Below are 13415 nucleotides of genomic sequence, written 5' to 3' on the forward strand. Positions count from 1 at the left end.
TATCAAGGGGTTGGCGTTAACCCCTTGATACGTTCACCGTTTTCGGGGATTAAAGAGATAACTGAACGCACGGGTGAACGGAAAATCAGCGAGGCTTACAGATCTCACCCTGACAAGATTGCCAGGGTGAGGGTGAAAATTAATAATAAGAATGCTCGCCGCGCTGGTGTTCGGTCAAATCACGAACGCCTTTCAGTTCAGGGAACTCGGCCAGCAGTTGTTTTTCGATGCCTTCTTTCAGGGTCACGTCGACCATTGAACAGCCGTTACAGCCGCCGCCGAATTGCAGAATCGCAAACCCTTCATCGGTAATTTCCATCAGCGTGACACGGCCGCCGTGGCCTGCCAGCTGCGGGTTAACCGTGGCTTGCAGCATGTATTCAACGCGTTCCATTAATGGTGCATCATCTGAAACCTTACGCATTTTGGCGTTTGGCGCTTTCAGCGTCAGCTGTGAACCGAGCTGGTCGGTCACGAAATCAATTTCAGCATCTTCAAGATAAGGTTTGCTCAGTTCATCGACATATGCGGTCAACTGCTCGAATTTGAGGGCAGTATCTGATGCTTCTACCGCATCCGGCGGACAGTAAGAAACCCCGCACTCCGCATTTGGAGTACCAGGATTAATGACGAATACGCGGATTTGCGTCCCTTCTTCCTGACCTGCCAGCAGTTTGGCAAAGTGGGATTGTGCTGTATCGGAAATACGGATCATAACGATTGCTCAATAGTTGACTATTTTAGTCGGTTATAATACGCCCATCATCGAGGGTCTACAAGGTTCGACAAAGGCACCACACCTGGATAGTCGCCGCGCCCTGCTTTTTCAGCAGCCGCGCAATTTCCGCCACCGTACTGCCCGTCGTGACGACATCATCCACAATAATTATATGGCGGCCTTCCACCGGAAAATCAACCCTGAAAGCGCCTTTTAGATTGTTGCGCCGCATTCTGGCATTGAGCTGATGTTGTGATTGCCCGGCACGAATCCGCCTGATTCCTTTAGGGAAATAGTCGCACTGCAACCAGCGCGCAAGACAGTTCGCCAGCAGGTCACTTTGGTTAAAACCACGACGCCAGGCACGACGCGAATGCAATGGAACACTGACCATGCAGTCGGGCTTTTGCCACAACGGCTGGCGTTTTGCATCCAGCACGCGCAATAGTATTAACCGCGCCAAAGCCGGAGCCAGTGCTACGGTGGCGTTAAATTTAAATCGCTGGACGAGCCGGTTGAGCGGCAGGCAGTAATCCGTGACGAACAGCATTGAATCCCATGCGGGCGGTTCTTGCAGGCAACGTCCGCAAGGCGTATGTCTGTACGCGCAGGGCAATCCACAACGCGGGCAGCAAGGCGGTGGCGCGGGTAAGGCGTAGCTACAACGTGAGCAAATCCCCCAATGTGCACAAGCGAGGGGCATCTGGCATAGCCAACATAGCCCTGGGATTGTTAGCATATTCGCTTCCTTGCAGATAAAGATGAGAACAGTAACTGATGAGTAAGCTTTGGTGGCAGACAAAAGGTGAAGGAAAAGATGATCTTGTGCTGCTGCACGGATGGGGGCTGAATGCCCAAGTGTGGCATTGCATTTGCGAGGAACTCAGCTCGCATTTTCGCCTTCATCTGGTCGACTTACCCGGTTATGGTCGTAGCCAGGATTTTGGTGCGTTAACGCTCGAGGAAATGGCAGAAGTGGTGCTGGCGCAAGCGCCGGAACAGGCTATTTGGCTGGGCTGGAGTTTGGGCGGGCTGGTGGCAAGCCAGATTGCGTTAAGCCATCCGTCGCGCGTGAAAAGGTTAGTGACTATTGCTTCCTCGCCTTGTTTCACCGCGCAAGGTGACTGGCCGGGCATCAAGCCTGAAGTGCTGGCAGGTTTCCAGCAGCAATTGAGTGATGATTTTCAACGTACCGTGGAGCGTTTTCTGGCGTTGCAAACATTGGGGACAGAAAGCGCACGCCAGGATGCTCGCCGCCTCAAGTCAGTGGTGCTTGAGCAACCGATGCCGAGCGTTGAAGTGTTAAACGGTGGGCTGGAGATCCTGAAAACGGCGGACTTACGCCAGCCGCTGAGCCAGTTGAAAGTGCCGTTCTTGCGATTGTACGGGTATCTGGATGGGCTGGTGCCGCGCAAAATCGCTGGTTTGCTGGATGCGCAGTGGCCACAAAGTGAAGCGGTGATTTTCCCGAAAGCCGCCCATGCGCCGTTTATTTCGCACCCGCAGGATGTTTGCCGGGTGCTTGAGGAATTTTGTAAGGTGGATAAGCCGTAGGCGTCATCCACCCGTTACACAAAGTTTAAGCGCGTAGCGCCCACACTTCGCGAATACACTTCTTACTTTCCGGGCAGCTTTTACAGCCGCTGCTCAGGCAATCGCTCGAATCTTCGGTCACGCGCATGGCTTTGCCCATCGCTTCAAGACGGCTCAGCATCGCATTTACCAACGGCAACGGGGTGGCGAGCTGTTGGCTAATTTGCGTCGCATCCAGTCGCCCTTGCAGCGCTAATGCATCACGAATCTCAATTAAACTCGCCATACCTTCTCCTTAGTGGCAATCGCCAGCGGCGCTTTTGCAACATGCTGCTTCGACTGTTTTACGGGTCGTCATCAGGCTGACATCTACACGGCTGCGAGCTTTACGCAAACCACCAATCAGCAGCACATTGAATAACACCACTGAAAGGATGCAAACCAGGCTGTATTGCGGATGCGCATTAAACGTCACGGTCTGGTAGTAGAGCGTGGAAAGCGAGTAAGCAATGTTCAGCCCCCACAACACCGAGAACATCATCCAGCCACGGCTTGATTCACGTGCCACAGCACCCATCACAGAAATACACGGAATGTAGAGCAGCACGAAAATAAGATAGCTGTACGCTGCCGCCGCGCTGCCAAACTTGCTGCTCATCACGCCCATCGCACCGCTTGCCATTTCACCATCGCCTTTGCTGGCTTCGATTGGGTTTAGCAGTACGCTCAGGCTGAAGGTGTCTTTCAGGCTTTGCCAGGTTTCGCCAGCGGCTCCGCCTAATTCATCGAACAAGTTGAAGCTTGCAGCATCAAACGGCTCTTCGTGCATATCTTCTGCGGTGTAGAGCGTGTTGAGCGTCCCCACCACCACTTCTTTCGCCATTGCGCCAGTGAACAGGCCGACCGTTGCTTGCCAGTTATCTTCATGCACACCAATCGGTTTTAGCAGCGGAGTGAGCACACGGCTGACGGACGCCAGCGCGGAGTCATTGATGCTGTCGACTTCTTTGCCGCTGAACGAGAAGCTATTCAGCGCACCAATGAAAATACTGACGATGACAATCACTTTACCGGCGCGCATCACGAAGCCTTTCAGGCGTTGCCAGGTTTGCAGCAACAGGCTTTTCAGGTGTGGAACGTGATAGACCGGCAGCTCCATCACAAACGGCGAGGCTTCACCGCGCATGATGGTGTGTTTGAGCATCAGGCCGGTCAGAATCGCCATCACAATGCCAAGAATGTAGAGCGAGAAGACGACCAATGCGCCTTGCTGGCCAAAGAACGCTGCGGCAAATACCGCAAAAATAGCCAGACGCGCACCGCACGACATAAACGGTGCCATCATGATGGTCATCAGGCGTTCACGCGGTGCATCCAGGGTACGCGCGCCCATCACCGAAGGCACGTTGCAGCCGAAGCCAACAATCAACGGCACGAAGGATTTACCCGGCAAGCCGAGCGACTGCATCAGGCGGTCCATAACGAATGCCGCACGCGCCATGTAACCGGAGTCTTCAAGGAACGACAGGAACAGGTACATCATGCCGATTTGTGGCACCAGTGGCAGCACGGTGTTGATACCGCCGCCAATCCCTTGCGCTAAGAAAATTGTCAGCCAGCTTGGGAGGTGTAATGTGGCACCAATCCATTGAATACCATGGATAAAGATAGCCGCTGAGCCACCGTCGAAAATAGGCTGCAACGCGCCGCCGATGTTAATCGCCAGCAAGAACATCAGGTACATCACCAGCAAGAAAATAGGCAAGCCGAGGAAACGGTTGAGGATGATTTTATCCATCATCGCCGTTAAGCGGTGCGGTTCGGCGGTGAGACTGTTACTGATGGAATCACAGATGGCGGCAATCGTTTGGTAACGGGCATCGGCAATTAGCAGCGCCGGGTCTTCGTGTTCTTCCGCCAGTTGGGTACGAATTACATCGAGTTTATCGGCGGCGTGACCGGCATATTCGCGGCTGTAAATATCGCCTTCCAGCATTTGCAGTGCCAGCCAACGGCGCTGTTGCGCAGGCATATCATGCGGCATTTCAGCGGCCAGGTTGTCGGCTTCTTCCAGTAGTTTTGGCGGGTACAACACTAAATCGCTATGCGTGTTCGGCTGGCGGCGGTCGATAGCCAGTTTCAGGCCTTCCATACCGCGGCCACGCGTGGATACCAGTGGCACAACCGGGCAGCCCAGACGGGCGGCAAGGGCGTCAATATCGATACGAATATCTTGCTTCTCGGCGATGTCGAGCATGTTAAGCGCGACCACACACGGAATGCCTAACTCGAGCAGTTGCAGCGTCAGATACAGATTACGTTCCAGGTTTGACGCATCAACAACGTTGATCAGCAGGTCAGCATCACCGCTCAGGATGTAGTGGCAGGCGATTTGCTCGTCGAGAGAGGTTTGCGATGAAATGGTGGTCAGGGAATAGGTGCCGGGTAAATCGACCAGCGTGACCTGGTGCGCAAGCGTTGAAAACTGACCTTCTTTACGTTCTACGGTGACGCCCGCCCAGTTGCCAACCCGTTGGCGAGAGCCGGTGAGTTGGTTGAATAAGGTGGTTTTCCCGGAGTTGGGGTTACCGATTAAGCCGATAGTTAATTTTTTCATTTTTTTCGCGAACTTAAAGAGAATTGCAACGAGCGCAAGCGCTCACCCCGCCAGTCAGGCAATGGCTTCAACGTGCAGTAATTCGAGATCTTTTTTTCGTAATACCAAACTGACGCGACGCGTTTCGATATGAATCGGATCGCCTAAAGGTGCGACACGCACAACGCTGAATGAAGAACCGGGCAACATACCGAGTGACAGTAATTTTTGGCGATATGACGGGCTAATTTCACTGGCAAAGCCGGTAATTTTCCACGTACTTTTTGGTAAGAATCGCATAGGACGGACCCACTTAGAGTTGTGCTCTGGTATTTACGCTAACGAGAGATTTCGTTGGATAAAGGAGAAATAACGAACAAACCAATGATAATGAGAATGGTTTCTGTCTTCAATGATTATTTTTGTGATGAATAATACGTTTTGGTTTATTTAAATCAGGCCGGTTGATTGTTTTACCAGTGCGGGTTTTATGAGGGTGTTTATTATTATTTTATAAATAACAGTATGTTATGAATTATTAAAAATGAAGAGTTTATTATTTTATCGTTGTGAATGTTGTCTGAATATTTCATCTGTTACAGCTGTGATAAATATTGGTGTTGTTTTTACCGTTTTTTCGGAAATTGATCTATCGCAAACTCATTCTATTTTTTTGACAAAATTCAGACAATGCTAATGAAATGTTGTTAATAAGCAGTTGGGGATTAAACCGGCAAATTGTGCTGAATTGGGCGAGAGGGGAAATAATAATCCGATGTTTCCGCCGCTCCCCTGACGAGCCGGCTGTCTCTTAGTCACATCTTTGAGGGCCGGTTCCTGCCGAGCCGGAGAAGGTTCCGTTCACCAGGCGATACGTGTTTATGTCGCGACTGAACTGGTGAACGTCTTAGGGTGACCACCGTCGTCACCCTAAGAACCCTGACTCCCGGCAAATCAATCACCGGGCGACGGGGTCGCCAGGGGGATGTCGTTATCCCACTGGCACGTTCACCGTTTTCGGGAATTAAAGAGATAACTGAACACACGGGTGAACGGAAAATCAGCAAGACTTACAGATCTCGCCCTGACAAGATTGCCAGGGCGAGTTGTGGATAAGAGACAGGACGAGCCGGAGAGGGCGGAAAAATGGCTAACGATTAACGCTTTTTACCTAATGCGGCGGCCAGCGCATCACTCATCGCACTGTTGCCCGCACTGCTGCTGGCGTTATCACGCCCGCGAGGTTTCTGCTGTTGCGCCGGACGGCGTTCGTTTTGCTCGCGTGGTGCACTGCCACGGCGGTTGGATTCGCCAGGCTGTTCATCAAGGCGCATCGTCAGCGCGATACGTTTGCGCGACATATCCACTTCCATCACTTTCACTTTGACGATATCACCGGCTTTCACCACTTTATGCGGATCGTCGATGAACTTGTCGGAGAGCGAGGAGATGTGAACTAAACCGTCCTGATGGACACCGATATCAACAAACGCACCAAAGTTAGTCACGTTGGTGACGGCACCTTCCAGCACCATGCCAGGCTGAAGGTCGTTCATGGTTTCGACGCCATCGGCAAATTTCGCGGTTTTGAATTCTGGACGCGGGTCACGGCCTGGTTTTTCCAGCTCTTTGATGATGTCAGTCACCGTTGGCACACCGAAACGCTCGTCGGTAAATTCACGGGCGCTAAGGCCGCGTAACGCTTCACCGTTACCCATTAAATCCTGTAGCGCCTGTTCGGTCGCCGCCAGAATACGCTCCACAATCGGGTAGGCTTCCGGGTGAACGGTTGAGGCATCCAGCGGGTTGTCGCCGTGGTTAATGCGCAGGAAGCCCGCGCACTGTTCAAACGCTTTCGGCCCTAAACGGCTGACTTTCAGCAACTGCTGACGGTTCTGGAAGCGGCCATTTTCGTCGCGCCAGTTAACGATGTTCTGCGCCATCATGCGCGTTAAGCCCGCCACGCGAGTTAATAGCGGCACCGAGGCCGTGTTCAGATCCACGCCGACGGCGTTCACGCAGTCTTCGACTACCGCATCCAGCTTCTTCGCCAGCTGCGACTGGCTGACATCGTGCTGATACTGGCCGACGCCGATAGATTTCGGGTCGATTTTCACTAGCTCCGCCAGCGGATCTTGCAGGCGACGGGCAATGGATACTGCGCCACGAATCGAAACGTCAAGATCCGGGAATTCCAGTGCTGCCAGCTCAGAAGCTGAGTACACCGAAGCGCCAGCTTCACTGACAATCACTTTCTGCGCGGTGACTTTCGGGAATTGCTCTTGCACGTCGAGGAAGAAACGCTCGGTTTCACGCGATGCGGTACCGTTGCCGATAGCCACCAGTTCAACGTTGTGTTTTTCGCACAAAGCCGCAACGGCAACCGCGGCTTTCGCCGTTTGCCCGGTATGGGGATAGATGGTATCGAAGGCGACCAGCTTGCCGGTGGAATCAACCACCGCGACTTTCACACCGGTACGCAAGCCCGGATCCAGACCCATGGTGGCGCGTAAGCCAGCTGGAGCCGCCATCAACAAGTCGTGGAGGTTACGGGCAAAAACGTTAATCGCTTCATCTTCGGCGCGTTCGCGCACGGTGCCCATCAGCTCGGTTTCAAGGTGCATCAGTACTTTGATACGCCAGGTCCAGCTCACCACGGCACGGCGCCACGCGTCTGCCGGAGCATTGTTCAGGCGCAGGCCGAGATGGTCGATAATCAGCTGTTCGCAGTAGCTTTCACGGGGTGGCTCGTCGTGCTGTGGATCGGCATTCAGTGCCAGCTGCAAAATGCCTTCATTGCGGCCACGGAACATGGCGAGTGCACGGTGGGACGGGGCGGTGGCAATCGGTTCGTGATGGTCGAAATAATCACGGAATTTTGCACCTTCCTCTTCTTTGCCTGCCACCACGGTGGCGACCAGATGGGCGTTCTTCCACAGGTAGTTACGCACTTTTGCCAGCAGCGCGGCATCTTCGGCAAAGCGCTCCATCAATATATAGCGTGCGCCATCCAGTGCGGCTTTGGTATCAGCGACACCTTTATCGGCATCAATGTAACTTGCTGCGGCTTCTTCAGGTGTGTGTGACGGGTCATTCCAAAGCAGCTCGGCCAGTGGCTCAAGCCCTGCTTCGATAGCAATTTGCCCGCGCGTGCGGCGTTTTTGCTTATACGGCAAATAGAGATCTTCAAGCTCGGTTTTGCTCAGCGTGCCGTTAATGGCCGCGGCGAGTTCGTCACTCAATTTGCCTTGTTCGGTAATGGATTTGAGGATCGCCTGGCGGCGGTCTTCTAATTCGCGCAGATAACTCAGACGGGTTTCTAACTGACGCAGTTGCGTGTCATCCAGACCGCCGGTAACTTCCTTACGATAACGTGCAATAAACGGCACGGTATTCCCTTCGTCCAGCAGGCGAACGGCAGCATCAACCTGTTCATTTCTGGCCTTTAGCTCGCTGGCAATAATGCGGCAGAGTGAATCATTCATCATGGTTTTTCATCTGTGTTAGTCGAAATTTCAGGGGATAGTTATACGGATTGGAGGGTAAAAATGCCAGCCACAGCGCCCGAGAGGTGATGAATCAGACTGTTCTGTTGCTGGCCTGTGGCCTATTTCACATACTCGATATCATTGATGTACCACTGGGCTTCACCTGCCGGAGTTTGTACCACCGCCAGATCGCCCACTTCTTTTTTCAGTAGCGCACGTGCCATCGGGGAATCAATCGAGATGTAATCTCTGCGACCAAAGATTTCGTCATAACCGACGATGCGAAAACGCAGCTGGTTGCCATCATCATTTTCAACCTCTACCCACGCACCAAAGAACACTTTGCCTTCTTGTTGCGGCGAATAGTCGACAATTTTCAGCTGTTCGAGGCATTTCGTGAGATATCGCACTCTACGATCTATTTCTCGCAGCCTTTTTTTGTTGTACTGGTAGTCGGCATTTTCACTGCGATCGCCCAGACTTGCCGCCCAGGTAACCTTTTTTGTCACCTCAGGACGCTCCTCACGCCACAAAGTGTCCTTTTCTTGTTTGAGCTTTTCGTAGCCTTCACGGGTAATCAGTGGCGTTTTCATTATCAAGCCTTGAATGGGTAGCACAATAAAGGTGATTTAAACCGAATTATCAGGGTGATGGCAATCCCGGAGATCTGCGAACTACGTCATTATTTTTGCTGAAAAAGTGCCTATAACCATCTGTTTAATATGCTTTGTAACAATTTCGACTAGAATATATACCAGAATTGACTGGTCGTAACGCCGCAGTTTTTTAAGAATACGCACTCACTGTTCGAGCCTTTGGGAGTATAAGAATGCAAGAGAATTATAAGATTCTGGTCGTGGATGACGACATGCGCCTGCGTGCGCTGCTGGAACGTTACCTCACCGAACAAGGCTTCCAGGTCCGTAGCGTTGCTAACGCAGAACAGATGGATCGCCTGCTAACCCGTGAATCCTTCCATTTGATGGTCCTTGATCTGATGTTGCCAGGCGAAGATGGTTTGTCTATCTGCCGCCGTCTGCGCAGCCAAAGCAACCCAATGCCAATCATCATGGTGACCGCGAAAGGCGAAGAAGTTGACCGCATCGTTGGCCTGGAAATTGGCGCTGATGACTACATTCCAAAACCGTTTAACCCGCGTGAACTGTTAGCACGTATCCGTGCTGTTCTGCGCCGTCAGGCTAATGAGCTGCCTGGTGCACCTTCTCAGGAAGAAGCGGTTATCGCCTTTGGTAAGTTTAAACTGAACCTCGGCACCCGTGAGATGTTCCGTGAAGACGAGCCTATGCCATTAACCAGCGGCGAGTTCGCGGTTCTGAAAGCGTTGGTCAGCCATCCGCGCGAACCGTTATCACGCGATAAACTGATGAACCTGGCCCGTGGCCGTGAATACAGTGCGATGGAACGCTCAATTGATGTGCAGATTTCTCGTCTGCGTCGCATGGTCGAAGAAGATCCTGCGCATCCACGCTATATCCAGACCGTTTGGGGCCTGGGCTACGTATTTGTGCCGGACGGTTCCAAGGCATGAGGCGAGTCCGCTTCTCCCCCAGAAGCTCGTTTGCCCGCACGTTATTACTGATTGTCACCTTGCTGTTCGTCAGCCTGGTGACGACCTATCTTGTGGTGTTGAACTTTGCCATTCTGCCGAGCTTGCAACAGTTTAATAAGGTACTGGCTTACGAAGTTCGTATGCTGATGACCGATAAACTGCAACTCGAAGATGGTACGCAACTGGTGGTTCCGCCTGCTTTTCGGCGTGAAATCTATCGTGAGTTGGGAATCTCTCTCTATTCCAATGAAGCGGCGGAAGACGCGGGTTTGCGCTGGGCGCAGCATTACGAATTCCTCAGTCATCAAATGGCGCAGCAATTGGGTGGCCCAACCGAAGTTCGCGTTGAGGTTAACAAGAGCTCGCCGGTTGTCTGGCTGAAGACGTGGCTGTCGCCGAATATTTGGGTCCGTGTACCACTGACTGAAATCCATCAGGGCGACTTCTCACCGTTGTTCCGCTATACGCTGGCGATAATGCTGTTGGCGATTGGTGGTGCATGGTTGTTTATCCGTATCCAGAACCGACCCTTGGTTGACCTGGAACACGCCGCTTTGCAGGTCGGTAAAGGTATTATTCCGCCGCCGTTGCGTGAATATGGCGCGTCAGAGGTGCGCTCAGTTACCCGGGCGTTTAACCATATGGCCGCCGGTGTGAAGCAGCTCGCCGATGACCGCACGCTGTTAATGGCGGGTGTCAGCCACGATTTACGTACGCCGCTCACTCGTATTCGTCTGGCAACAGAAATGATGAGTGAGGAAGATGGCTATCTCTCCGAGTCGATTAACAAAGATATCGAAGAGTGTAATGCGATAATCGAGCAGTTCATCGATTACCTGCGTACCGGGCAAGAGATGCCGCTGGAGACTGCCGATCTCAACAGTGTGTTGGGTGAAGTGGTGGCCGCGGAAAGTGGTTACGAGCGGGAAATCGACACCGATCTGCAAGCAGGCGAATTGCTGGTGAATATCCATCCGTTGTCCATTAAACGTGCTGCCGCCAATATGGTGGTTAATGCCGCGCGTTACGGTAATGGCTGGATTAAAGTCAGCAGTGGCGGTGAGTTAAACCGTGCCTGGTTCCAGGTAGAGGACGACGGCCCAGGGATTAAACCTGACCAGCTCAAGCATCTGTTCCAGCCATTTGTGCGCGGCGACAGTGCTCGCAGCACCAGCGGTACCGGTTTAGGGTTGGCGATTGTGCAACGTATTATCGACAACCATAACGGCTTGCTGGACATCGGCGTTAGCGAACGCGGTGGTTTGCGGATAAAGGCTTATTTGCCGTTGCCGATGAATAAATCTCCTCAGCCTCTCAATAACGAGCGGGAATAAAAAAAGCCCTCTCAGAGAGATTGAGAGGGCTTTTTACTATCAATTACAGTGCGAATTACAGCTTCGGCCCTGCACTCACCAGTGCTGCACCTGCTGGAGTGTCAGTGTATTTATCAAAGTTCTCGATAAACAACTTAGCCAGTTGCTCAGATTTTTCCTGCCACAATTCTGGGGATGCGTAGGTTTTACGTGGGTCCAGAATGTGGGTATCAACACCTGGCAGCGCAGTTGGAACCGCAAGGCCAAAGATTGGTAGCGTGAAGGTTTCAGTGTCGTCCAGAGAACCATCCAGAATCGCATCAATAATCGCGCGCGTGTCTTTGATGGAGATACGTTTGCCTGTGCCGTTCCAGCCGGTATTAACCAGATAAGCCTGAGCGCCTGCGGCCTGCATGCGTTTGACCAGCACTTCTGCGTATTGAGTCGGGTGCAAAGACAAGAATGCAGCACCGAAACAAGCGGAGAACGTTGGTGTAGGCTCTGTGACACCGCGCTCTGTACCGGCCAGTTTGGCAGTAAAGCCAGACAGGAAGTGGTACTGAGTTTGATTTGCCGTCAGGCGTGAAACCGGAGGCAGAACGCCAAAGGCATCAGCGGTCAGGAAGATAACTTTGTTGGCGTGGCCCGCTTTAGAAACCGGTTTAACGATGTTATCGATATGGTAAATCGGGTAGGAAACACGGGTGTTTTCGGTTTTAGAACCGTCATCAAAGTCGATAGAACCATCGTCACGCACGGTGACGTTTTCCAGCAGCGCATCACGGCGAATCGCATTAAAGATTTCCGGTTCTGCTTCTTTGGATAAACGAATGGTTTTTGCGTAGCAGCCGCCTTCGAAATTGAACACGCCGTCATCGTCCCAGCCATGTTCATCATCGCCAATCAGGCGACGTTTTGGATCGGTAGAAAGCGTAGTTTTACCGGTGCCAGACAGACCAAAGAACACAGCTACATCGCCTTCTTCGCCGACGTTTGCTGAGCAGTGCATTGAGGCGATGCCTTTCAACGGCAGCAGGTAGTTCATGATCGAGAACATACCTTTCTTCATTTCGCCGCCGTACCAGGTCCCGCCAATCAGTTGCACGCGTTCGGTAAGGTTAAAAGCGATGAAGTTTTCAGAGTTCAGACCCTGTTCTTGCCACTGTGGGTTAGTGCATTTTGCACCGTTCATCACCACAAAATCAGCTTCAAAGGTGGCTAATTCTTCGTCTGTAGGACGGATGAACATGTTTTTAACGAAATGAGCCTGCCAGGCCACTTCGGTAATAAAACGCACTGAAAGACGGGTATCTGCGTTTGCACCGCAGAAAGCATCAATAATAAACAGGCGTTTTCCAGACAGTTGGTTGGTGACCAGGTCTTTCAGATGGTGCCAGGTTTCTTCGCTGAGCGGTTTATTATCGTTTTTACCCTTACCATTATCCGCCCACCACAGGGTATCGCGCGTCGTGTCATCACGGACAATGTATTTATCTTTCGGGGAACGACCGGTAAAAATGCCGGTATCAACAGCAATTGCACCGAGATTTGTTTCTATGCCGCGCTCAAAACCTTCCAGGTTGGGATTTAGTTCTTCGTGGTACAAGGTGTCGTAATCAGGGTTATAAATCACTTCACTTGCGTCATGAATTCCATAAGCCTTGAGATCTTGCGGGGTTATGCCTTTAACTCGCATTTCACTGCTCCTTAGCCAATTTGTACTGCTTGAGATTGTAGGGTTGTTTATTGGTTGTTAACCGCGACACCTATCATAGATTTGAGCATCCACTCGAATCCATATAGCGGAAAACGCTGTGAAGCGAGTCACAACGGGGTGAGAGTATGGCAGGAAATATAAATGCATCGGGGAAAATATTCTGAATATGTTAAAAAATAGTGCGATTAACGGACGAGGTGTGACTGAGAGCGCACTTGTGTGCAAACTTTGAAATTGATTTAGGCCTGGATGCCCTCACCCTGGCCCTCTCCCTGATGGAGCTGTCTCTTGGTCACATCTCTGTGAGCCGGGAGACAGTTCCGTTCACCCGATGTTCAGTGTTTCATATAGCCACTGAACCGGTGAACGTCTTAGGGTGACCACCGTCGTCACCCTAAGAACCCTGACTCCCGGCAAATAAATCGCCGCAAGCGGTAAACCTCCATTTTGCCTCCGTGTCAGGGTCGGTTGCGATTCGTT

The 13415-nt window shown here is 52.0% G+C and carries 11 protein-coding genes; 3 read left to right on the top strand and 8 right to left on the bottom strand.

The features are described 5' to 3' along the window. Nucleotides 1–139: 139 nt before the first annotated feature. Nucleotides 140–715 carry a Fe-S biogenesis protein NfuA gene (nfuA, locus tag MES37_RS20600; protein WP_064542768.1) on the bottom strand — a complete coding sequence of 192 codons (576 nt, stop codon included), beginning with the start codon at nt 713–715 and terminating at the stop codon, nt 140–142. A gap of 58 nt (nt 716–773) precedes the next feature. Beyond that, nucleotides 774–1457, bottom strand: coding sequence for a DNA utilization protein GntX (gntX, locus tag MES37_RS20605; protein ID WP_237932557.1), 684 nt, complete (start codon nt 1455–1457; stop codon nt 774–776). A 38-nt stretch (nt 1458–1495) separates the two neighbouring features. Between gntX and bioH the strand changes: the two genes are divergently transcribed. Beyond that, on the top strand, nt 1496–2272 hold the full coding sequence (gene bioH, locus MES37_RS20610; RefSeq protein WP_064542774.1) for a pimeloyl-ACP methyl ester esterase BioH: 777 nt from the start codon (nt 1496–1498) through the stop codon (nt 2270–2272). 25 nt (nt 2273–2297) lie between these two features. On the opposite strand, the gene feoC is transcribed toward bioH, so the two are convergent. The 5 genes from feoC to greB all read right to left on the bottom strand — a co-directional run bounded on the left by feoC (nt 2298) and on the right by greB (nt 8928). Then, nucleotides 2298–2537, bottom strand: a complete 240-nt coding sequence (gene feoC / locus MES37_RS20615; RefSeq protein ID WP_064542777.1) for a [Fe-S]-dependent transcriptional repressor FeoC — start codon at nt 2535–2537, stop codon at nt 2298–2300. Nucleotides 2538–2546: 9 nt separating this feature from the next. Beyond that, nucleotides 2547–4868, bottom strand: a complete 2322-nt coding sequence (feoB, locus tag MES37_RS20620; RefSeq protein WP_237932558.1) for a Fe(2+) transporter permease subunit FeoB — start codon at nt 4866–4868, stop codon at nt 2547–2549. Nucleotides 4869–4922: 54 nt separating this feature from the next. Further along, entirely contained in the window at nt 4923–5147 is a 225-nt protein-coding gene (feoA, locus tag MES37_RS20625; RefSeq protein WP_064542784.1) for a ferrous iron transporter A, read from the bottom strand. A gap of 857 nt (nt 5148–6004) precedes the next feature. Further along, the gene (locus MES37_RS20630) at nt 6005–8335 is read right to left on the bottom strand and encodes a Tex family protein (RefSeq protein ID WP_064542787.1); all 2331 of its coding nucleotides are present in this window, start codon (nt 8333–8335) and stop codon (nt 6005–6007) included. A gap of 119 nt (nt 8336–8454) precedes the next feature. Then, nucleotides 8455–8928 carry a transcription elongation factor GreB gene (gene greB, locus MES37_RS20635; RefSeq protein ID WP_064542790.1) on the bottom strand — a complete coding sequence of 158 codons (474 nt, stop codon included), beginning with the start codon at nt 8926–8928 and terminating at the stop codon, nt 8455–8457. 236 nt (nt 8929–9164) lie between these two features. Between greB and ompR the strand changes: the two genes are divergently transcribed. Both ompR and envZ read left to right on the top strand, forming a co-directional pair. Beyond that, nucleotides 9165–9884 carry an osmolarity response regulator transcription factor OmpR gene (ompR, locus tag MES37_RS20640; protein WP_001157751.1) on the top strand — a complete coding sequence of 240 codons (720 nt, stop codon included), beginning with the start codon at nt 9165–9167 and terminating at the stop codon, nt 9882–9884. Beyond that, entirely contained in the window at nt 9881–11239 is a 1359-nt protein-coding gene (gene envZ, locus MES37_RS20645; protein WP_064542794.1) for a two-component system sensor histidine kinase EnvZ, read from the top strand. Before ompR ends, envZ begins: the two co-directional genes overlap by 4 nt. Before the next feature lie 55 nt (nt 11240–11294). Here envZ and pckA read toward each other — a convergent pair whose 3' ends face one another. Further along, nucleotides 11295–12914: a phosphoenolpyruvate carboxykinase (ATP) gene (pckA, locus tag MES37_RS20650; RefSeq protein ID WP_064542797.1), complete on the bottom strand. Its 1620-nt coding sequence runs from the start codon at nt 12912–12914 to the stop codon at nt 11295–11297. Nucleotides 12915–13415 lie beyond the last annotated feature (501 nt).

The sequence above is a fragment of the Buttiauxella sp. S19-1 genome, from assembly GCF_022134725.1.
Classification (GTDB): domain Bacteria; phylum Pseudomonadota; class Gammaproteobacteria; order Enterobacterales; family Enterobacteriaceae; genus Buttiauxella; species Buttiauxella ferragutiae.